The following is a 21,704-nucleotide window of genomic DNA, read 5'->3' as shown; positions in this document are numbered from 1 at the left end:
TTACATACTTATCTCAAAGTGACATTACTTGGCATCGCTAAAATACTCAATCATCATCTGGGCGATTTCTGTCGCATGCGTTTCTAGTGCAAAATGTCCACTATCAACAAAGGCAACCTTGGCATGCGCATCATCCTTTTGAAACGCCTCGGCGCCGGGATAAATGAACGATGGGTCGTTTTTACCCCAAACGGCCAGTAATTTGGGTTGATATTGGCGTAAATACGCTTGAAATTCTGGGTACATCTTGATGTTATTTTGGTAATCATAAATTAAATCAAGTTGACGGTCCGCATAGCCAGCAGTCCGTGTGTATGCAATATCCAATGTATACCCATCTGGCGAGACTGTTCCCGGTTGCGTACCAAACGTATACTGGTCTTTGATTGTCGCCGGTGCAAACGCATTTCGGTAAGAATTACGTTTGGCCTCCGTTGGGCGATTCCAAAAGTCCTGACGTTCTGCCCACTTTTTACCCAATCCCTCTTGATAAACATTCCCGTTTTGACTGACAATGCCGGAGATCCAATCTGGATGGTGCAAGGCAATCCGAAAACCAATCGGAGCACCGTAATCAAACACGTACATATAAAATTTATCCAGGTTCAGTTCTTCGACAAACGCCGTTGTAACCTCCGCTAAGTGGTCAAACGTATATTCGAACCTCGTATGATCCGGCGAACTTGACTGACCAAAGCCAGGAAAGTCTGGTGCAATCAAATGAAACTTGTGACTAAGTAACGGCATTAAATGACGGAACATGTGGCTCGCTGTTGGAAAACCATGAAGCAATAACATTGTTGGCTTACTAATATCTCCTGCTTCCCGATAAAAAATATTCAATCCTTTTACATTAATCTTTTTGTATGCTGTCATTGATACTACTTTGCCTCACTCTGCGTGTTGCCATTTCTGGATTAAATTCTAGTTTTAGTAAACGACTGTTGTTAAGGACAGATGGCAAGTCCATTCCCTTTAGTGAATTGCAAATTAATAGAAAAATCTGAAATACACTGCACAATAATCTTCAATTTTATGTACACACTTAAACGGCGTGTTTTATAACGCAAACTATATTACTACCACAAAAGATACACAAATATTTGAAACAAAGCACTTTAAATAGTGACAGAAATTATCCATTTCATTTATAAGTGGTGTTAGCCTATTCCAGATTCTCGCCAATACTCCTAATCCACAAAAGTTTGAGAAGACCCCTTTACAATCCCCTCTTAAAATAATGTCAACTCCAAAAATAAGAGGGTAATGCGTATGTGTACAAGCCTAACCTTTGATACGACGGATAATCACCATTTCCTTGCTCGTACCATGGACTATGCTTTTGAATTGGGTGGTCGGCCAGTCTTCCTCCCACGTCACTATCAGTGGGAAAGTGCCACAAAAGAGGCCACTTTTATCAATGAATACGCCTTCGTTGGCACCGGCCGTCAACTGGGCACTTACTTCTTCGCAGATGGGATTAATGAATACGGTCTTTCTGTAGCCGCACTTTACTTCCCCCGCGAGGCAAACTATCAAACACCTCAATCGGGCAAAAAGAACCTCGCCCCTCACGAACTCGTTTCCGTTTTATTAGGAAACTGCTGTAATTTAGACGAGGTTCAACAGGAATTGGATCAGATTCGCTTGATTGCGTTTGAAACGCCATTGATCAATACTGTGCCCCCATTGCACTGGATCGTAACCGATGCAAGTGGTCGCTGCTGTGTCATCGAACCTCGAAGCGAACAGTTGAAACTAGAAGGTGACCCCGTTGAAGTGATGACCAATTCGCCAGAACTACAATGGCACATTAAAAATTTGAGTAACTACTTAACACTTCAACCCACTGTTCACGAGTCAAAACAGTTTATGGGCGTCACTGCCCATGCCTTTGGTCAAGGAACCGGTACCTCACAATTGCCTGGAGGTTACACGCCACCACAACGATTTGTTCGGACAGCCTTCTTGAAGCAAAACATCACCCCTGTCACAGGTGAATACGCCGGGGTTAACGCCATCCTCCACGTACTGCACAATGTCGAAATTCCGCATGGTGTCAACATTAAGCAAGGCGAGTCAGATTACACTCAATACATTGGGATTATGGGTGCAACGTCAAAGGCTTACTATTTTGTGCCTTATGACAACCAGTCAGTATTCAAGGTTTCTCTAACACCTGAACTATTGGAAGAAACGGAACCAGTTGAGTTTCCCTTTACTAATGAACAACAGGTTACAGAATTGAATTAGCAAATCACTACTTCAAAATGCAAAGCAACATTTTCAACAACACAATGGCCACTGCGATGAATCATCCCCGCAGTGGCCATTGTGTTACTTTTTGTGCGTAGCAAGTATTCCTTTTAGAAAACCTTTCCAAAAAGAAATTGTTAATTTACCATACTTATTCTTTGACTTAATCATTTCATGGAGAGTAGCATTACCAATGTTAAAAAAGGAGCTGACCAGATATAACCATTACCTAGCTAGAAAGTGTTTCAGCAAGCTGTTAAACAGACAATCCGGATGTCGTTTTCTACAGTATATGCACATCGCACCACTTGTTCATCGTAAGGCATTTTAATTAACGATGAGTAAACAATTGAATATAATTTTTAATTCAAATAATTGGGGAGAAATATAATGACAACTTTAAATTATGATGTTTACAACAACAAGCGCAACAGTGTTACCCGTGGTGTTCCAGAGGATACTAAAGACCTTCAGTGGGTCGCAAATACATCCACTCTTGTTTATGGCCAAAAAGATGCTGTTTTAGTTGATACTTATATGACTAAGGCTGCCAATAACGAACTCATCGATTGGATTCGAGACCATAACGTTAACCTTAAATATATTTACCTCACCCATGCACATGCCGATCACTTCTTTGGCGCTGGGATGATTCAAAAAGCCTTTCCTGAAGCGACAATTATTGCGACCCAGGCGACCATCGATGGTTTGCCTGCAGTAATGACGCCTGCAAACATTGCGACTGTTTGGGAGAAGCTATTCCCTGGTAGTTTGCCAGATCCTATCACCAGCCCAGAAGATGTTCAACCAGTTAGTGATCACTTTGAATTAGAAGATCACGAAATCGATATCATTCAAGATGGTTTTACTGACACGCACGATTCCACCAGTCTGTGGGTACCAGATTTGGGATTAGTTGTCGCTGGCGATGCCACCTACAATGGCATCCATGCTTACATGCCCGAAACAACGCTTGCAGCTCGTAAGAATTGGATCAAGGTCAATGAGCATTTGAAAACATTCCATCCTAAGTATGTCGTAGCCGGTCATAAGATTCCAGAAAACCCCGATGACCCTAAAATTTTAGATCAGACAATCGAGTACATTACAAACTTCAATAAGTTTGCTGAAGATGCTAGTTCTGCAGAAGACTTATATAATAAAATGCTTGCTGTTTATCCAAAGTACGTTAACCCAGGTTCCTTATGGAGTGCATCACATTCTGTCATTCGTTAATTGAAACTATGTTTTACAAAGGGATTCTTAACTGTTTATGTTGAGGGTCCCTATTTAAGTTATACTGGCAGTTTTTTCGACAAATTAAAATCAAATGATAATTCACACTTGACACTCATTTTAAAAGTTGTAAATTTAAGTCATCAGTTTAAAAACAGAAACGCAATGACAAGAAGAGTACGGTTAAACGTCATCCACAGAGAGGTGCATGTTGGTGAAAGCACTGTTGAGGAATAACCCGAAGATGATCTTCAAGCGACACCGTTGATCCGAATTTGGTTAGACGATGCTGGGTGCGCCCATTACAGCGCCAGAGTATCAGGTTTGTGCACGAACTTGGCACTTGGCGAGGAAACAATCGCGAGGTTGCTTCAAAATAAGGTGGCAACGCGGAAATCCGTCCTTTATTAACAAATTATTGTTAATAGAGGACGGATTTTTTCTGTTTTATAAACATCAACAAAACTCAATAAAGCTTTTCGGGGGTAATGACTTATGAAATTTAAACACGCGATCACATTAGGCACGGTCACACTGTTATCAGCACTCTTTTTAGCCAATGGCACTGTCACAAACGCTAATGCATCAAGTAAGTACGCCAAAGATCAAACTTTGAACTGGACAGAAAGTCAAGAACTGGCAACAAACGACTTAGCGAAGGCCACGGATACTGAAAGCTTCAATGTTCTGCTGAACACGCAGTCCGGTCTCTATCGTTTGAAAGATTCTGGTCACAAAATTGTTAATGACCTCGCTACTAGCACAAAGGTCAGTAAGGATGGCAAAACTTACACTGTTAAACTGCGGCATAACGCTAAGTGGAGTAATGGTGATCCACTGACGGCTCAAGATTTTGTGTACTCATGGCAACGCACGCTAGATCCTAAAACGGCTTCCCAAGATGCTTTCTATATGTACCAGGTTGAAAACGCAGAAGCAGTCAATAAAGGTCAAAAACCTTTATCCGCTCTTGGTATCAAAGCCGATGGTAAATACCAGCTGACCATTCACCTCACGAAACCAGTTTCCTATTTTCAGAAACTGTTAGCATGGCCATTATTCTTCCCAGTAAACAAAAAAGTCGCCACGCAAGAAGGCAGTAAGTTTGGCACCAGTGCGAAAAACAATGTGTATAGCGGCGCCTTTAAACTCACCGGCTGGACTGGCACAAACAGTAAATGGACGTTGGCTAAAAACGGCAAATATTGGGACAACAAACACGTTCACCTGAGCAAAATCAACGAACAAGTTGTTAAAGACCCCTCCACTGGTCTAAACGAATATCAATCTCACAAGATTGATGAAACAGTCCTTAGCGGTGAACAAGTTGCCAACTTTAAGGGCCACAAAGATTTTGTATCTCGGAAATCTTCGAATGGTTACCGCCTCGACTTCAATCAAAAGAAGGTTAAGGCATTCCAAAATGTTAACGTTCGTAAAGCCTTCTCACTGGCTTTGAACCGTAAAGATCTTGTCAATAACGTGTTATCAGACGGATCTGTTGTCCCACAAGGTTTTGCACCAACTGGCATCGGTACTAATCCGAAGAGCGGTAAAGATTTCGCCAAGTCAGCGTACGTTAAATCCGGCGTCACCTACAACTTAAGCGAAGCCAAAAAGTTACTGAAACAAGGTTACAAACAGACTGGTACCAAATCGATCAAGACAGAGGTGCTAACTACTGATGATGACGCTGGTAAAAATGTCGGCGAATTCATTCAATCACAGCTCGAAAAACTGCCAAACGTTAAAGTTTCAGTCGTCAATTTGCCTAAAACTGCTCAACTTGCGCGTGAAAAGTCCGGCAATTTCCAACTCATCATTGGTGGCTGGCAATCAGTTTTCACGGACCCCATTAACTTCCTGGATATTTGGGAAAGTAACAGTCCGTATAATTTCAGTGGTTGGAACAACAAGCAATACGACACATTGCTCAGCGCGTCTGAAAACAGCTTGGCAAACAAGCCCGAGGACCGTTGGAATAACTTAGTCAAAGCCGAAAAGCTGCTCATGACGCAACAAGGTACCGCCCCACTTTTCCAAAAGGTCCAGGCACAACTGCTCAATACCAAAGTTAAAGACGTCAATTACAATCCATCCGGTGTGCCTTACGACTGGAAAGATACGTACATTGCTAAATAAATTTTAGCCGCGTTGCATTAAAAACGGTCCTTAATCGATTTTTGATTAGGGATCGTTTTCGTGGTTTTCGTGCAAAACAAAAACGGCGCACCATGTAAGGTCCGCCGTCAGGTTTCAAGACAATGCTCTGTTTGTCCATGGTCGCTTCCCCCAAACGTTACGTTTCTAAAGGTGAGCTCTCAAATAGCACTTTCATTCTCTTCATTCAACTTGTCGCAATCGATAATCAGTTGGCAAACCTCTTTATCCGGTGTCAATTTCATCGAGTACTTCCGACCAAACTCGATCATCGTGTGATGAGCTTGATACAATTCCTCGGGCTTAACGACACCCACAATCTTTTGTTCCACCTGCAAGGGTGACGCTGATTGTTTAACAAAGTGAAGTCGTTTTGAAATCGCCGAAACATGCGTGTCCACTGCAAACGTTGGTTGACCGAACACATCGCTCAACACTAAATTGGCCGTTTTCCGACCCGCTCCCGGCAACGCCATGATGCCCTTTCGATCGTTTGGAATCGTGTCATTTAACTCTTCATGCACAATGCCAGCAGTCTTAACGATATTCTTCGACTTGTTATGAAACAGGCCAACTCGCCTAATGATTGTTTCTACGTCTTCAACATTGGCGTGCATCAATGCCTCGGGATCAGGATATCTGTCAAACAACGTTGGTGTGACCTGGTTCACGGAAACATCGGTCGCTTGCGCGCTGAGAATGACTGAAATCAGATACTGAAATGGCGTTCTCGTAATCAGTGATGGTCCAACCGGCCCGATCTCAGCTTCCATTTGATGAATCGCCCAAACAATCTGATCATCTTTTAACATCGATACATGTCCTCTTTTCTAGCCAAAGCCTGATTAACTAACTATCATTAAATCTATCCCATCAGACCACTAAAGACAATGTGCGTCACCGGGTCATCAAAACTGGTTACCGCGATACTTTTGTAAATGTCGCATACGGCACTTTAAAACGATGCTTGGAATCAATCCGTTTGAAGTCATCACCAGTAGTTAAATAATCTGGTAGTAAGGCGATGCCTAACCCATTTTTGACTAGCTTAATAATGCTATCCCAAGAATCAATTTCCTGAACATTCGTCATATTATGATTTAATCGCCGTAGCGTTCGTGCGCGGAATGGACAGTGACGATCACTATTAACGAGGTACGGTAGTTGGCCCTCCTCTTGGCTTGCTGCAACAACGAACGATGCTGGCAGATAGTCAGTAGCAATCTCCTGATAACCTGGGTTGTTAAAGTTCGCGTACGTAACTACCATGTCTACTTCATTATCTGACAGCACTAGGATTTCCGTAGAGCTCAGTAAATCAAACGTATTTTGTGCTAAAGAATACTGTTTTTGCTGAACAACTAGTAAATTAAACAGCAGTTGCGACATCACGATATGTCGTTTGGAAACAGCATCCGGCTTCATCTGCGCCCTAACTTTACGTGTGGCCTGCAAAACAGACTGCGCGTATTGGTAAAATTGTGTGCCATTTTCTGTCGGCACAATGCCTTGATGGCTGCGCGTGAATAATTCAACACCAAACTCCGCTTCTATTGCCTGCAATCTGGCCGTGATATTTGACTGTGCAAAACCCATCAGTTTAGCAACCCGATTGATTGAATGTTGCGCGTACAGTTGGACAAATATTTCTAAATCTTGTAATTGCATACTGAATCACCCTATCGTAAATTGTGATAACCGTATCACAATCCTGTAATATGCACCAGCAATCGACGTTACTATAATTAGAAACATAAGTTATTCAGCAAACACAAAGGAGATTGTCACATGCCATATTTAAGAGTTCGAATCGCTAGTCCTAAAACAACCGTCACTTCACAACAAGTTGCCGCAATGCTCACTCAACTTGCAGTCGACAAACTGGGGAAGGCCGGAGCTGTTGCTGCCGTAGACGTTCATTTCACTGATCCAAATGATTGGTTTATTGGCGCTAAATCCGTTGCCGAAACAAACGAAACAAGTTTCTTTGTTGAAATTAAAATCACCGAATCCACTAATTCTCGCGATGATAAAGCAGCCTTTATTAAGTCAACGTTTGAAAATATGAGCCAATTTTTCCCAAACGTTTCCCCCACCAGTTATGTTGTTCTGCAAGACGTCGCTTCCGATAGCTGGGGTTATGGTGGCAAGACTCAAGAATACCGCTATATTGCTGGCGATGCGCATTAGCATTCTACGATAATAGGCCAGGACTACTTATATGAGCAGCCCTGGCCTATTATTGTATCAATGTTTATTCAATTTAGGCACTACGTCAGCAAACCTTGGTATGCTATTAAACCTCTGATCTACTTCAATACCGCAAAACCACCGTCCCAGCCAATTTGTTCGTTGGCGGCCAATGTCATTTGCAAAAATCCAGTTCCTTCAAGTTCCCGCGCACGGCGCAATGAACCCGCGTCAACAAAGGCTAACTTGCTACCTTCCAATGCTGATTGCAACGCTTTTTTGGCATCTTCGTCATTAGAAGCTGCAAGGACAGTTGTTTTTTGTTTGCCGGCAACTTCCGCCGTATTTAGAGAAGCTGCAAAGTTAGTGTTGAAAGCCTTCACGACCTTTGAATCAGGCAGCAGCTCAGCCAGATGTGCAGCGGCTGAACTATCTGCGGGAACAACCAGTTCATCCCAAGTATCAAAATTTAGAGGATTGGTGATATCAACAACGATCTTGCCAGCCAATTTTTCGCTTTGCGCCTTAGCAATTTCCACAGCTGCGTTAAAAGGCACCGCTAAAATCGCAATGTCGCCAATTGTATCAACTGGATCACTACTACCAATGTAATTTACATCATTACCAGCATCCGTAAAGACCTTACCAAGTGCCTGACCCATGTTACCCTTACCAAAAATTGTGATTGCTGACATATGAGTGCCTCCGATATTTGTATTATTTTTAAGTACAGTTTTAAAATAAACTAGTCTTTAATGATTGTCAATAAATCAATCTATCAGTTGTTTTAAATTCAGTAATTTCACACATTTTAAAAACTGTTATATAATTAAATACAGAATTTTAAGGAGATCTATTATGGCAAACACTCAATTAAGCGACACGATTCATGTTCTTGCTTATATCAGTTATTTCAGTGGGCAAAAAATTACTAGCCAAGAGATGGCCAGTAGTATCCAAACCTCAGCTAGTCTCGTACGAAAAATAATGGCAAGTTTAAAACAAACAGGCTTATTAAAACAAGGCCATGGTACAACTAACCTGGCATTAGCTCGCGATGCCGCAGAGATCACTGTTCGCGATATTTATCGTTCCTTGCCTCAACAAGAACTTTTCCACGTTGATCAAAAAACTTCAAGTACCTGTCCGGTGGGCGCCGCCATTCCACCGGTTCTCGACCACTATTATATGGAAATTCAGGCCGCGGCTGAAGCGAAGATGGCACGGATTTCGCTGCAAGATATTATGAACGATATTGATTTGCAGGCACAACTGACTGAGAAACTGTGACAATTAAAAACTTCTTTTTTGAGAACACTCATTACTTACAGTCACACATCTTTAATCACCAGATGAAAAAATCCCAAAATCAATTATGATTTTGGGATTTTTTGCTTTTATTACTAAATTTATCCACCTAATTAATGAATTGCGTAAAAGAAGCCAATCACAAAAACAATCATTAAAATTGCCCACCAATAACCTGACATAAAATCCCAAAAGTTCATCTTGCCAAACCGACGGACATAACGATTTTTTCTTGGGTCATATGTAAATTGAGTCGGATCGACTTTAGTATCCTGTTCTTCAGCGCCAAAAACCAGCGCGTCCAAACTAACGTTAAAAATATCAGTAAGCTTAATTAAGTTTGCTAAATCAGGCGTGGCATCCCCTGACTCCCACTTGGAAATTGCCTGACGAGTTACAAACAGTTTGCCTGCCAAATCGTCTTGAGTGGTGTTCGTTTCTTTACGCAGTCTTTTGAGTTGCGCCGGAAATTTGTTCATTATTGAAAATCCTCCATCAGTTAAAAACGTTTCTTCCTAAAGATTAAATAACCTGCCGTTACGAAAATCACAATGTAACTAGCGGTGCTACAAAGTAGTTGCACATTTGAGAGATGACTCGTATCAACGTAAGTCGCGTAATTGTAGTATTGCCGTGTTAAATTCGTTAAGTTAAACGGATTCCACCGTAAAACATGTACTGCCTTATTGCCATTGAGTAAGCTAGCAGAAATAAACTGGCCAACAAAAATCATCAGCAGACTCACACTAATCACGACGGCATTGTTGTTAATCAAACAAGACAGCAAAAAGATCAGGCTAATAATGAACGTCGTTGTCAGCACATCTATTGCAGATGTCTTCAACATGTTCTCCCACAGTGGTTGGTGGTAGAGATAAAGAGTTGACCACGAAAACGGGCGACTGAGCGGTGTCATCCACAAAACAAAGGTAAAAGCCATGGCGATAACATGCAGCAAAATGTTGTAGCCTAAAATCACAATATATTTAGAGAAGTACACCGCTCGCTTATTAGCCGATTTATAAATCAACGTTAAAATGGCGTTATTCTGAAACTCCATGGAGAAAAAAGTCGCCCCAACTACAGCCAGGATCAAGATAATCCAATCTGGCGCATCGTAACAAGTCGTCATCAGTAACTTACTTTCATTATAGCCAATCGTTAATCCCGTTGTCACCATTAGCCCCAGCAAGACTATCGGTGAAATCCAAACCATCTTTTGATGCATCAGTTTGTAAAACTCTTGATAAAGACTAAAACGCATTTTTATTGTCCCCTTCCCTGTGCGAGATCAAACATGTCGTCGTTTGAACAATTGATAGCCAATAAATCCAAAACCAGCAGCGTAAATCAGATTACCTACGATGATTTCTAAGTTATTCAAGTGAGACATGTTGGCATACGGTGAATTAGCCAATTGCTGTGTGACAAAAATCATGTTTAATGGATTCCAGCGCACAACTGTTGTCAAAGAAGCAAACGAATCCATGAGGGCAACTGAAATGGACGCACCGAGAAAACCCAGTGCTAATCCAATACCGATAACGGCAGTGTTCATTTTTAAGAGTGTAATCAGGAGAAAAGCCAACGTCACAATAAAAAGACTATAAACTAACGTTCCGATAACATTACCAAACAACAAGTCGATGCGCGTAGGCTGTCCAGTGGAATACGTGAACCACCCGTACCGCCGCCCAACCATCAAGAATTTCAAAACGAACGTTATAACAACGGCGACCACCGTTAATAAAAGACTGTACAGCCAAACAACTACTAGCTTTGCCAAGTACGTTTGCCACTTGTGAGAATTCTTATATAACACCACAAGAATGGTGTGATACTGATATTCCATCGCTAAAAAGGTTGACGCTACGCCAATAATAATCACCGGAATCCACTGAACGGCACCGAACTCAAAGACTAAAGTAGTTGTATTTATGCGCACTGTTAACGCGTTGTACAACATTAAAATAACTAACAGAACGATACCGCCGACAAACGTTCTTTGGTGAATAAATTTAAAGGTTTCTTCAAGTAGACTACGCTTCATGATCGGCCCTCCGCTGCTGTTCAAGAATCGTGACCACAACTTGTTCAAAATTAGTTTCAATTGGCGCCAGTTCTTTGAGGTGAATCTGTTGCTGATACAGGGCATCCTGAATATCAAAAATGTCGGTTCGTTTAACTCTAAAAGTATTGCCTTCTTGTATGTAATGAATTGTCCGCTGTTGCAATACCTGTGCAGTTAGCACTTCGTCTTCTGTTAAAAGTTTGTAATCCCGATGATGAAGTTGCTCAAACTCCTCAAACGACTGGTTCACAATAATTTGACCATGATTAATGAGCACCACATGAGTCATAACCTTTTGCAGTTCACTCAGAATGTGACTCGAAATTAGGAATGCAGTTCCTTGATCGGCATATTGCTTGATAAGTTTGCGGACACCAATGGTTGCTTCAACATCCAACCCGTTCATTGGCTCATCTAGAATAACTAGCTGGGGATGGTTCAACAATGCGATGGCAATACCTAACTTCTGCTTCATTCCCAGTGAATAACCTTTTGCTTTTTGCTGAATGTAATCTGTCATCCCCAGTTTTTCGATGAGTCGTGCCATGTCCTCATGATCGCGCGAATAAAGTGCAAGGTTTTGACGTCCCGTCAAAAACGGATAGATTGCTGGGTGCTCAATCAACGCACCAACGCTGTTCAATGCCCCGTGTTGATTTTCCGTAACAGGTTGGTGATTGATTTGAATACTGCCGTCAAATTTAGTCAGTCCAAGAATAGTTTTCATAATGGTCGTTTTCCCAGCACCATTAGGTCCAATCAACCCCACAATATTTCCCGCATCAATGTCAAAAGACGCACGTTTGACGATTTTAGTTCGACCAATATAGGTTGTCGCATTTTGAACCTTGAGCATAATAATTCACCCTCCAAATTGCAAATTGATGTTTTAACCATCTCCACTGTTAGCTATAAACCGGCTCACACACAAGCAAACAAACACTACTTTTTCGCAAATTGAAAGCCTAATTCGCGCAACTGAGGGTAACGCAAGTCAATGACAAATGGTGGTGCATCAACATTCAAGTGGGTTGCGCAATAGAAAATGACGATAAACACAGCACTCTCTCCTTCTCATCAATTCGTCTACATATGGGAACAAAAAAAGCCCCCGATTGAGGGCAAATTTTTGTGTAGCAGGGTGCTAAACGCTGCTTTCAGTTTCGAAATCAAGCTTATCGCAGTCCTTAATCAACTGACTGACTTTTTTGTCTGGCCTGAGTTTCGTTGGCTACTTGCCACCAAAATCAAACATCATATGATGATCCTGATATAATTCATCCCGTTTCAAAACACTCAAAATTTTCTCTTCGACTTGAACTAATCACACTTTTTTGATCATCAAATGACTAATGTTAATCGCAATTTGTTCACGGGTTAGTCCCTGCTCACGTTGGTAAGCATAGCTATCACTTTTCAGCATTGAAATAAGCATGTCTGCTCGAAATTTCAATTCAGCTTTACTAATGTTATCGCTTATTGGTTTTAATGCCTGCATGGTCAAGTTAACCAACTGTTGATATAACGGACTATGATAAAACGTGCTCATGACAGATGGTCCCGTTTCAATTTCTGTCAGCAGCTGTATTCGCCGCTCACGAAATTCAAGCCATCGAGTCAAAAAATCCTCGAACTGTTTAGTTGCCGGTGACGAAGGATTCTGCAACTGAGCCTCTTCGCCTGTGATGAATTGCTGAATGTAGTCAAGCGACAGTGCCATGCAAAGTTCACTTTTATTTGGAAAGTTACGGTACAGCGTACCTGTTCCAATGCCGGCGACTTGCGCGATGTCCTTCATACTGACTTTCGAAACCGCTCTTTCCTTAAATAAATTGGCAGCGGCATCTAAGATTTTTTGCTGATTAATTTGCGCGTCTTTTCGCATCAATTAGCCCTCCATTATTACAATTAGTACCATACGCTAAAAGTGTGTTCTTGACAAACGGAGTATGCTCCGCTTATTATCAATTCAGACTCTTAACGTAAAGAAGGTTTATCTGATGCTCATTTTTGCCTATGGTTTAGTAATCGGGATTTTTGTCAGCTTGATTGGTGGTGGCGGTGCTGCTTTATATCTCGGAGTATTGACCAGCCAATTAGGCTTGTCATCTGCGGTTGCAGTACCAACGTCATTACTCGTAGCATTACCGGCCTTATTCTTCGGTTTTCTGACACAATTACGTGTTAAAAACGTTAATTTTCATGTTGGCAACCAAATGATTGTAGCTGCTATCCCTGGCATTTTAATCGGTACATACAGCGCACAATTCATCCCCAAAACACTATACAACTGGATCGTCGGCACCATTTTCATTGTTATGGGCGCAATGGTTTTGTTGAAATCAATTCATCAAACGCACAATACTCACACAGACTCAACACAGGTATGGTTGGCGCGATTTTTTGGTTTGCTAAGTGGTCTAATGGTCGGCATCGGCGGTTTAAGCGGCGGTGCAACAACAGCTGCAGGTCTCACATTATTAGGATTAACTGCCGTTGAATCCGCAGGTACCGCCACATATGTGCTCATGACCATGTCTTCAATTAGCCTAATCGGGCACTTGTTCACCAGTACGTTTGCTTGGCAAGCAGGTTGGTTGCTGATGCTGGGGGCTATCGTTGGTGCGGTGGTTACGCCAGTGATTATTCAACGCCTTGATTTGCGTCGAGTTAATCGTGTGCTAACTCCATTCTTGGGACTGCTGATTATTTATTTTGGCGTAAAAATGTTTATTTGAAATTTTTATGGCTAGGTCATCCACTGCGGTAAAAATTTGAGGCTCATAGGCTACAAATAGCAGCAAAAAACGCTCATCCAGAAAATTTTCTAGATGAACGTTTTTTCTTGGAAATTATTTTAATTCAAGCTTCTCTGTAATTTGATCGTAGACAGCTTGCGTATTCATACCGGTTAATAATGGCACTCCATTAATAACCTTATCCTTAACGTTGTCTGGTACTAACGTAGTGCTAACAACAGCGTCGTAATCATCGATGTGGTTAACTTCGTCAGAAATTTTACTTTGCAACATCTTAACCTGGCCGTCAAAACCTTCGTCAGCTAACCAATTCTTGATTTTTCCTGTGACGACCGTGGATGTTGCTACGCCAGAACCACAAACTACCATCAATGTTTTCATATTTTCGACCTCCAATGTCGAGTTCCCTGAACAACTAATTCAAACGTTACTTTTTGTCTGAAACCGTTGTTGCAGTTTTACGGAATTTGTTTTGCCAAATCATCAAACCTAATACCACGATACCAATTAAACCAATACCACCCCAGCTAATCAGTTTGCCTAAACCAACAATTAATAACGTGGTCCAAGTTCCACCATCACTTAATACAGAAATGGAAGAGTTACCTTGCAAACTGAAGTGAGCGCCCTTTGCGGCAGCGGTAACCAACGGTGCAACCCATGATGCAATGTACAAACTAACCACGATATCGACAATACCGCCCAAGATAGTCCGCAAAATATCACCACGGAAAACAGCGGCCATAACGGCGATCATGAATGGAATGGTTGCCAAATCACCGAATGGTAACACAGTGTTACCAGGTAAAATAACGGCAATCAACAGTGTTAGTGGCACCAAGATCAAAGCTGAAGATAAAACAGCTTGCTGTCCAACGGCCAAAGCACTATCCATCCCAATGTATAAGTCGCGACCAGGGAACCGTTTCTGAACAAAAGCATTGGCCCCTTCTGAAATGGGTGTCAAACCTTCCATCAGTAAGGACACCATCCGTGGCATCAATAACAATACGGCAGCGGTGTTAACACCGAGTTGAAGGGTTTTAGCAACTGAGTAATGTGCTAGAGCACCGATAACTAATCCAATTACCAAACCAATGACGGTTGAATCACCAAAGATACCCATTCGTTTTTGGACAGTTTCTGGCGTGATCTTAACCTTGTTAATCCCAGGAATGCGGTCAAACAACCAGTTTAACGGCAATGCCATCAAGAAGCCAGGTGCTGAGGCCCCTTGTGGGAACGAAATGCCTTCCAACCCGTAATACTTCTGAACGGTTGGCGCAGCTAAATCCGCCAACAGGTAGATCAACATAACGTGAACAATCATGGTAAATAGCCCGAGAGCAAAATCATGTGTCACAACATAGACAAGTGAACCAGTAAAGGCAATGTGCCAATAGTTCCAAACATCCACGTCCAGTGTTTTCGTCAAACCGACCAGTAACAAGATGACGTTTGCAATAACACCAACTGGAATTGCCAAACTACCTAAAACAGTTCCGTAGGCGATGGCTGATGCTGCTGGCCAACCAATATCAATCGACGTCAGATGCAGGCCAAAGTTTTTAACCATCGCTTGAGCAGCCGGCCCGAGGTTTTTCGTCAATAGACTGATGACCAAGTTTAGGCCAACGAACCCAACGCCGACCGTTAACCCAGCTTTGAATGCCTTACCGGGTTTGATACGTAAAATAAGTGCAAAAATAAATAATAAAACCGGGAGCATAACGCTCGCTCCTAAATTAACAAACCACTGTAACGCTGCCATTACAATTCCTCCAATAATTAATCAATCTCTGCTTGTTTCATAATGTCTTTGAAGTCAGCAGTAGTACTAATAGTCGTCAACTTCTTCATTAGGTCATCGTTCTGGAATAATCCCATTAACCGCTGAAGCATCGCTAACTGCAAATCAGGATCATTTAGTGCCAACATAAAAATCAATTTAGCTGATACATCAGCGTTATCGCCCATTTGATTGAAATGAACTGGTTCCTTCAATTGAAGAAAGCCAATTTGTGGTTTAATCACATGAACCGCATCCGTATGTGGAATGGCCACTCCCATTGATGGTGCAAGCAACCCCGTTGGAAATTGTTTTTCGCGACTTAAAATGCCTTCTTTAAAACTTGGTTTAACAACGCCAGCTTTTTGTAATGCGTCGGCTAACGTTGTTAAGGCAGTGGTTTGATCGGCCATCGACTGGTCGAATAAAATCACATCTTTATCAAAATACACGTGCGACTACCCCTTTCACTTCTTTTACTGCAATAATAACTGGACCTGTGACACCGTTTTTTGTGCCACTAATTTTTCTGTAACCTGCTCATCAGCTAGTTTCGTTAGCAAAGCCATCAACTGCGGATCATTTTGTGCTGCGGAGGCGTTGGGCGTTGCCAGCATTACAATCAAACGAACGCTTAGTCCTCGGTTCCAATACTGCAACGTGGGAAATAGACCAACCAAAACTGTGTTCTTAAGGACAACGGATCCCACAGCGTGTGGCATCAAAATTTGCGGTGCAATCATGGTCAGCCCCTGAGCCTCGCGTTTAACGATCAAATCCGTAAACGCATCAACATCACTGACCCGTTGTAACTGACTCAAGCGTTGTGCCATTGTTTGAAACGCGTCTAACGAACTGTCTGAAGACGACAGTGACATAAAAAATAGCTCTTGCGAATCAATCATCAACTGTCCCTCCGTTCAATCCAATTAGCGACCTGATCCCGGTCGGCCTTAGTGAACATCGCGCTAACCATCACCACGCTAGTATTGTCAGCCGGTGTTACGTTGACCGTCGTGATAATAAGGTCAACGTGCCCGTAGTCAGCGGCATGCTTTAGATACCCGTCTTTTGAAACAACAGCCACCACATCCAAGTCTGGGAAAGCCTTTTGAACTTTCACTCGGATAAGTTGTGACGTACCAACACCGCTGGCACACATAATGAGAATTCGTTTGGCCGGCTTAGCCTGCTCTAGATACTTCGCAAAGTACAAAGTAATAAATCCACTTTCGTCGGCACTAATCGCGGCTGGCAAGGCAAATTTCGTTTGCGCCTCACTGGACAGCTGCTTAACTTGGGCAAGTTCATCGGGGTATTCGGACCCAATCTCCTTCAATAAATGATTGGCTACTGAAATGCCATTTTTCAATCGGTTAACCATCGGCTTGATATGATTTCGTAGGTCCGCAACCAGCGCAGTCCGATCCACGGCACGGCCATTAAAATCAAAACCATCAACATAGAACACAACAAGCTGGTCAACCAACCGATCTTCATGATTCGTACTCGGCAATTCACGATCGTACCGCATTGAGACCATGTACTGAAGTAGGTAAAAGTCTTCGATGGCAGGCAACGTTGTGTTAAGGTAGCGACCAATTTTCCCGATAATTTCTCGAGCCACTTCTGCAAACTTGGGGTTGCGCTCCGTCAACGCTTTTTGATCAGCGGTCAATCGATTCTGTTCCGGATCATCAACGACCTTGCCCTCACGAAAACGACTCATCAAAATATAGAGATGTGAAAAAATATTTATGTTATACGGGTAAGGAATCGTTAGCTTCAATGAACGCTCCAAGTATTCCAGCTGAGCGATTAAAAACCGTTCATCAAACGATGACAGCTCGTGGAAATCGTCGATAAAATCATCGATGCTTTCTTTATCCATGAGATCGCCTTTATTGATCGTATTTCGAATCGCCTGGCGAATGTTTGGTTCAGGACCAGTTATAGATAAACGACGATAGCGATGCTTTAGTACCAGCCCAAACGACAACGCCAGCTTATTCATCAAGGAAATATCGTTTTCAATCACTGTTTCACTCACATAATAATGTTCATACAAGCGGTCAACGTTTAAATCAAACGGGGCGTTGAACAATAGCTCCAGTAAAATCCGGTTCCGTCGCTCAATTGGTGAATAATCCAATGTGTTATCCACGCTGGTATTCCGTTCATAAATATACCGATCGTAATTTAGGCGATACCCCCTTCCACGAACTGCCTCAATGACATCACCAGACTCTGAACTATCATTAATGCTACGGACATTTCGATAAATCGTTTTAGTAGATGTGTTGGTGACCTCAGAAAGTTTGTGGGCAGTGATGTAATCGTTTTGTCGCATCAAAATATCAATCAAAGCTTGTTGCTGATCATTTAATTGCATAAACGCCCCACCCCTTTTAATATAATAGGCTAGAAAAAGTATCCGCTTTCACAAGATAGTGTCCTTTGCAAGGGACATTTTGAGCGAGATTCCATCTAATCGCTCTTAAGCTTTTCAAAGTTGTTCAACGAAAGTTTGTCCTGAAGCTATTCTCCTCGCGGTATTACGGACCTTTATTTTGCCTGACCCATCAAGGTTCCAGCAATTATTCTGCCTATCGGTCAACGATATATAGGATAAACCGTACAGCTAAAAAAAAGTTCTCAACCTGTATCAATTGGTTGAGGACCTTAATATACACATTCAAAAGGTGTCAAAATCTGTTAACTCTTTCGCTTGTTAATTGGTCGTTGATTGCTTCAGTCATTGCGAAAAAAACACCCTCAAAAATGAGCGTGTTCTTTAGATTAATCTGTGCCATCCCCGGCCTATTCTAAATAGACCTACTTGAATTCAAAACGTTTTAATCGTGGTTTAGATGTTTAAGATTATCTACCGTCGTGCCAAACTTTTTCATATACTTGTCAGCTTTTAAAACGTCTTGTCGTGAGAACGTAAATTCTTTCTTGTTATTAAAATGATTAAATAATGGCGAACGAAAGGCAATCCAATAGTTGCTAAAAATCCACACCAGAGCGATCACCAAATCTACCCAGTTGAATAAATTCTGCGTGCGCAACTGCCACAATCCCCAGGTAGAAGTAAGTGTTAGTCCTAACACCGCAGTTAAACTACCGGGATTGTACCAACTATGCAATCCGAGGTTAAATATCACGACGTGCATTAAGAATTCCAGATAGGCAAAAACGATAGCGGCCAAAGCTAGCCAATGTACCTGTGGGAAAAATAGCGGTAGCAAATAAACAATCACTGCAAACCACTCATTCCCCCACAATGCGCTAAGTTGATTTAACGGCCATAAACGCACATCTTCATTCACTTGTTTCATTTCAACCTTAATGCCGCCCCATGCAAAACCACCGGGGAACCCAAATTCTTCGAAAAAATGTAGATGAATGAAGACTAATCCAAGCAACAATATTTTTTGTAGCAAATCCCATTGTCCCATTGCCAGTAATAGGACGTAAAAGCCAGCGATATAGACTTCCATCTCATACCAATGGCGAACTAATTTTCTCATTTTTGCTCCTTCAACTAATGACCAATGCGGGCAAACGAGGTTACTTTTCGGAACCGTTCTACCTGCCAGTCACTCATTCGATATTTAGTCTGCTTATTTTTAAACGTTTGAACGGGCAACACAATGGTCAACAAAATGCACATCACTAACGTTAGGAACCCCGCACACCAGGTCCAGCCGTTGACTAAGTGATTAAACTGAACTTCATAGATATAGGCAATTCCGATCGGCAGAAAAAGTAAGAGCGTTGTTGCCATCCCCGGATTGTACCAAGTATGCATCTTGACGTTCATCTGGACGCAATGACCTAGAATCTGAAACAGGCTAAACATAACTACGCCTAATCCTAACCAATACCAATTGGGAAACATAATTGCAATAAAATATATAACCCAAGCACTGACATTAACGATGCAAATAGACAACGTGTTGCCAGGATAATGATCCGTTAACTCGTGTTCATCATAGATAACACGATTAATTACCAAGGGAGCGCCTCCTGGGAACTGATACTCTTCAAGTTGATGAGTGATTAGTGCAATCAAGTTAATAATGAGTAACCATGTCGTTTGCGACCAGTGCGGTTCCGCGATTAAAAGATAAACTACAAAACAGATCACCATGCCGCCACCGAATCGATACCAGTAGTTTCTAAACCATGCCATTAGTCTCAACTCCTTTAAATAAATGTCACATTTGATTCATTTAATTGAGTATATTATAGTTGCCGTAATTAGAATCCACTACCTATTCGGAGGTAACTTGCACAAATGACTGAAAATGAGACAGATAAACGACACCAACGCATTGCCCAAATCACACAAACCCAACAAGACTTTGTTATGGCCTTGAGCCAGTTGTTAACCAATAAGCCGCTCAATAAAATCACGATAACCGATATCGTCACGCGTGCCGGCTATTCAAGGCGCACATTTTATCGTCATTTCATAACCCTGGATGACATCCTGATCTACCGACTTGACGGGCTGACAATCGATCTGTATGAATTATTATCCAAACAAAAAAACCTGACGTTTACTCAGGTCGTTTTGTCGTTCTTTGAGTTTTGGTGGTCTTACCGTGAATTACTCGACCAACTGAGTACTAACAAACGGATGTATCTATTAGCTGATTCTTTGACTAAAAATCTTTCCAGTAGTTTGCTCAGCCAAATCAAAGGAGCCAATACGGATTATCTGCAACAATTCGCCATTGGTGGCATGTTTGCCATGCTCTCTCATTGGGTCAAACAAGGCGCGACTAAGAGTCCTAAGGAAATGGCAAAAATTGCTCAGGATATACAAATTCATTTAACCACCGCTGAGTGACAATTTTGATTGGAGAGTTGGGCTGAATCCCCCCTACTAAGTGCGGTCAAAAAAATCGATTCCAGAATTGTTGAGAGCTTCACTCTAGTAGTCCTGTTAGGTAATCCCGATATTTTTTCGCCAAAGATTCAGGATACTCAATTTTCATGTTTTTGCCGTAACTTAACAGGTATTCAACCATGTAGGTTTCCTCAGTAATATTATAGCCACCGCAGACGTATGCTTTATCGTTTTCCTCAACTAACCGCATATTCGGATAATGATCCCTTAAAAAGTGATCACGCCCTGCTTTGTTAACAACACATCTAAATTGGATGTTGTGGTACGTCGCTTCATATTTATCCTGCAGCTGTTGTAGCTCAGCGTTCGAAAACAGTTCTACTTGGCCATCGTATAGACTAATTTCGGTTAATTTATCGCAGCGGTAGGTTCCCCATTTATGTGTTACCAAATCAACGGCGCTACAAAACCAAATGCCATTTCGATAGAACAATTCAAAAACTTGAATGATGCTTTTTCTCACTACATGCTGTGTATCTGTGATTAAAAGTGCCTGCTCGTTTAAAATCGATTGCATCACAATGTCCAAATTAGCGACACTTTTAACCGGCGCTGTGCTATAGAAATAAACGGCGCTAGCCATCGAGTCAATGCCCTGTTGTTGCTTCCGTGGCAGTGTTTCCAACAGTTTCTTTTGAATTTGCGGAAATGATTTTTCAAACGGATTACTGGATAGTCCCTTCATCCCCGACAAAGCAAAGAAAATCGCCTGAACTTCCTGAACGTTGAAAGTAACCGGCGGCAACAAGGTTTGATTCAATAACGTATAGCCGCCATACCGACCTGCATCTGTATAATATGGCAGGCCAATTTCTGACAGTTCGTCGAGATCTCTCAACGCCGTCCGTTTGGAGATATTGAATTCAATGGTCAAATCTTCAAGATGAAACCTTCTTTTATTATTGAGATAAAACAATTCTTGATTAAGTCGTTCTGCTTTTTTCATAATGTCCTTAATGGTGACTTATTATGACACCTTTGATTGATATCCTTATGTTATCAAATCAAAAGGAG

General features: G+C 41.9%; 24 protein-coding genes and 1 other annotated feature. Of the genes, 7 read left to right on the top strand and 17 right to left on the bottom strand.

What is annotated here, in order from left to right; all coding sequences use genetic code 11:
* Window positions 1–24 precede the first annotated feature (24 nt).
* Window positions 25–876, bottom strand: coding sequence for an alpha/beta fold hydrolase (locus LROSL1_RS02735; RefSeq protein ID WP_178913654.1), 852 nt, complete (start codon window positions 874–876; stop codon window positions 25–27).
* A 396-nt stretch (window positions 877–1,272) separates the two neighbouring features.
* Here LROSL1_RS02735 and LROSL1_RS02730 point away from each other — a divergent pair, with 396 nt between their 5' ends.
* The 3 genes from LROSL1_RS02730 (at window position 1,273) to LROSL1_RS02720 (ending at window position 5,634) form a co-directional block, all read left to right on the top strand.
* Window positions 1,273–2,253, top strand: coding sequence for a choloylglycine hydrolase family protein (locus LROSL1_RS02730; protein ID WP_178913653.1), 981 nt, complete (start codon window positions 1,273–1,275; stop codon window positions 2,251–2,253).
* Window positions 2,254–2,646: 393 nt separating this feature from the next.
* Window positions 2,647–3,492 (top strand): MBL fold metallo-hydrolase, encoded by an 846-nt coding sequence (locus LROSL1_RS02725; RefSeq protein ID WP_178913652.1) that lies wholly within the window; start codon window positions 2,647–2,649, stop codon window positions 3,490–3,492.
* Window positions 3,493–3,648: 156 nt separating this feature from the next.
* Window positions 3,649–3,900 (top strand) — a binding site (T-box leader).
* 87 nt (window positions 3,901–3,987) lie between these two features.
* On the top strand, window positions 3,988–5,634 hold the full coding sequence (locus LROSL1_RS02720) for a peptide ABC transporter substrate-binding protein (RefSeq protein ID WP_178913651.1): 1,647 nt from the start codon (window positions 3,988–3,990) through the stop codon (window positions 5,632–5,634).
* Window positions 5,635–5,813: 179 nt separating this feature from the next.
* Here LROSL1_RS02720 and LROSL1_RS02715 read toward each other — a convergent pair whose 3' ends face one another.
* Together LROSL1_RS02715 and LROSL1_RS02710 are read right to left on the bottom strand one after the other, a co-directional pair.
* Window positions 5,814–6,464 carry an endonuclease III domain-containing protein gene (locus tag LROSL1_RS02715; RefSeq protein ID WP_178913650.1) on the bottom strand — a complete coding sequence of 217 codons (651 nt, stop codon included), beginning with the start codon at window positions 6,462–6,464 and terminating at the stop codon, window positions 5,814–5,816.
* Window positions 6,465–6,570: 106 nt separating this feature from the next.
* Entirely contained in the window at window positions 6,571–7,320 is a 750-nt protein-coding gene (locus tag LROSL1_RS02710; protein WP_178913649.1) for a LysR family transcriptional regulator, read from the bottom strand.
* Window positions 7,321–7,440: 120 nt separating this feature from the next.
* Between LROSL1_RS02710 and LROSL1_RS02705 the strand changes: the two genes are divergently transcribed.
* Window positions 7,441–7,842, top strand: a complete 402-nt coding sequence (locus tag LROSL1_RS02705; protein ID WP_017263069.1) for a tautomerase family protein — start codon at window positions 7,441–7,443, stop codon at window positions 7,840–7,842.
* A gap of 119 nt (window positions 7,843–7,961) precedes the next feature.
* Here the strand turns inward: LROSL1_RS02705 and LROSL1_RS02700 are convergent, their stop codons facing one another.
* A complete protein-coding gene (locus LROSL1_RS02700) occupies window positions 7,962–8,537 on the bottom strand; it encodes an NADPH-dependent F420 reductase (RefSeq protein ID WP_178913648.1) in 576 nt (191 codons plus the stop codon).
* Window positions 8,538–8,700: 163 nt separating this feature from the next.
* Here LROSL1_RS02700 and LROSL1_RS02695 point away from each other — a divergent pair, with 163 nt between their 5' ends.
* Window positions 8,701–9,132 carry an Rrf2 family transcriptional regulator gene (locus LROSL1_RS02695; protein WP_178913647.1) on the top strand — a complete coding sequence of 144 codons (432 nt, stop codon included), beginning with the start codon at window positions 8,701–8,703 and terminating at the stop codon, window positions 9,130–9,132.
* Window positions 9,133–9,263: 131 nt separating this feature from the next.
* Here the strand turns inward: LROSL1_RS02695 and LROSL1_RS02690 are convergent, their stop codons facing one another.
* From LROSL1_RS02690 to LROSL1_RS02670, 5 genes are all read right to left on the bottom strand, one after another.
* On the bottom strand, window positions 9,264–9,629 hold the full coding sequence (locus LROSL1_RS02690) for a helix-turn-helix domain-containing protein (protein ID WP_178913646.1): 366 nt from the start codon (window positions 9,627–9,629) through the stop codon (window positions 9,264–9,266).
* 20 nt (window positions 9,630–9,649) lie between these two features.
* Complete coding sequence (locus tag LROSL1_RS02685) at window positions 9,650–10,414, bottom strand: ABC transporter permease (RefSeq protein WP_178913645.1); 765 nt, start codon at window positions 10,412–10,414, stop codon at window positions 9,650–9,652.
* A 27-nt stretch (window positions 10,415–10,441) separates the two neighbouring features.
* Window positions 10,442–11,200 carry an ABC transporter permease gene (locus LROSL1_RS02680; RefSeq protein WP_178913644.1) on the bottom strand — a complete coding sequence of 253 codons (759 nt, stop codon included), beginning with the start codon at window positions 11,198–11,200 and terminating at the stop codon, window positions 10,442–10,444.
* A complete protein-coding gene (locus LROSL1_RS02675; protein ID WP_178913643.1) occupies window positions 11,190–12,077 on the bottom strand; it encodes an ABC transporter ATP-binding protein in 888 nt (295 codons plus the stop codon). Before LROSL1_RS02675 ends, LROSL1_RS02680 begins: the two co-directional genes overlap by 11 nt.
* Window positions 12,078–12,545: 468 nt before the next feature.
* On the bottom strand, window positions 12,546–13,106 hold the full coding sequence (locus tag LROSL1_RS02670) for a TetR/AcrR family transcriptional regulator (protein WP_178913642.1): 561 nt from the start codon (window positions 13,104–13,106) through the stop codon (window positions 12,546–12,548).
* 115 nt (window positions 13,107–13,221) lie between these two features.
* On the opposite strand from LROSL1_RS02670, the gene LROSL1_RS02665 reads away from it, so the two are divergent.
* A complete protein-coding gene (locus tag LROSL1_RS02665; protein WP_017263079.1) occupies window positions 13,222–13,959 on the top strand; it encodes a sulfite exporter TauE/SafE family protein in 738 nt (245 codons plus the stop codon).
* Window positions 13,960–14,073: 114 nt separating this feature from the next.
* On the opposite strand, the gene LROSL1_RS02660 is transcribed toward LROSL1_RS02665, so the two are convergent.
* The 7 genes from LROSL1_RS02660 to LROSL1_RS02630 all read right to left on the bottom strand — a co-directional run bounded on the left by LROSL1_RS02660 (window position 14,074) and on the right by LROSL1_RS02630 (window position 19,967).
* On the bottom strand, window positions 14,074–14,361 hold the full coding sequence (locus LROSL1_RS02660; RefSeq protein ID WP_017263080.1) for a PTS sugar transporter subunit IIB: 288 nt from the start codon (window positions 14,359–14,361) through the stop codon (window positions 14,074–14,076).
* A gap of 46 nt (window positions 14,362–14,407) precedes the next feature.
* Window positions 14,408–15,751, bottom strand: a complete 1,344-nt coding sequence (locus LROSL1_RS02655; protein WP_017263081.1) for a PTS galactitol transporter subunit IIC — start codon at window positions 15,749–15,751, stop codon at window positions 14,408–14,410.
* Window positions 15,752–15,768: 17 nt separating this feature from the next.
* Entirely contained in the window at window positions 15,769–16,221 is a 453-nt protein-coding gene (locus LROSL1_RS02650) for a PTS sugar transporter subunit IIA (RefSeq protein WP_178913641.1), read from the bottom strand.
* A 24-nt stretch (window positions 16,222–16,245) separates the two neighbouring features.
* The gene (locus LROSL1_RS02645) at window positions 16,246–16,674 is read right to left on the bottom strand and encodes a PTS sugar transporter subunit IIA (protein WP_178913640.1); all 429 of its coding nucleotides are present in this window, start codon (window positions 16,672–16,674) and stop codon (window positions 16,246–16,248) included.
* On the bottom strand, window positions 16,674–18,161 hold the full coding sequence (locus LROSL1_RS02640; protein WP_017263084.1) for a BglG family transcription antiterminator: 1,488 nt from the start codon (window positions 18,159–18,161) through the stop codon (window positions 16,674–16,676). The genes LROSL1_RS02645 and LROSL1_RS02640 overlap by 1 nt, the downstream gene beginning before the upstream one ends.
* Before the next feature lie 463 nt (window positions 18,162–18,624).
* Entirely contained in the window at window positions 18,625–19,302 is a 678-nt protein-coding gene (locus LROSL1_RS02635; RefSeq protein ID WP_017263085.1) for an HXXEE domain-containing protein, read from the bottom strand.
* A 14-nt stretch (window positions 19,303–19,316) separates the two neighbouring features.
* Window positions 19,317–19,967, bottom strand: coding sequence for an HXXEE domain-containing protein (locus LROSL1_RS02630; protein WP_178913639.1), 651 nt, complete (start codon window positions 19,965–19,967; stop codon window positions 19,317–19,319).
* 105 nt (window positions 19,968–20,072) lie between these two features.
* Between LROSL1_RS02630 and LROSL1_RS02625 the strand changes: the two genes are divergently transcribed.
* Window positions 20,073–20,630: a TetR/AcrR family transcriptional regulator gene (locus LROSL1_RS02625; RefSeq protein ID WP_178913638.1), complete on the top strand. Its 558-nt coding sequence runs from the start codon at window positions 20,073–20,075 to the stop codon at window positions 20,628–20,630.
* Between the two features lie 79 nt (window positions 20,631–20,709).
* On the opposite strand, the gene LROSL1_RS02620 is transcribed toward LROSL1_RS02625, so the two are convergent.
* Window positions 20,710–21,636, bottom strand: a complete 927-nt coding sequence (locus LROSL1_RS02620; protein ID WP_178913637.1) for a helix-turn-helix transcriptional regulator — start codon at window positions 21,634–21,636, stop codon at window positions 20,710–20,712.
* Window positions 21,637–21,704: the final 68 nt, after the last annotated feature.

The sequence above is a fragment of the Furfurilactobacillus rossiae genome, from assembly GCF_013394005.1.
GTDB lineage: Bacteria > Bacillota > Bacilli > Lactobacillales > Lactobacillaceae > Furfurilactobacillus > Furfurilactobacillus rossiae.
This window is presented reverse-complemented; position numbering and strand designations above follow the sequence as displayed.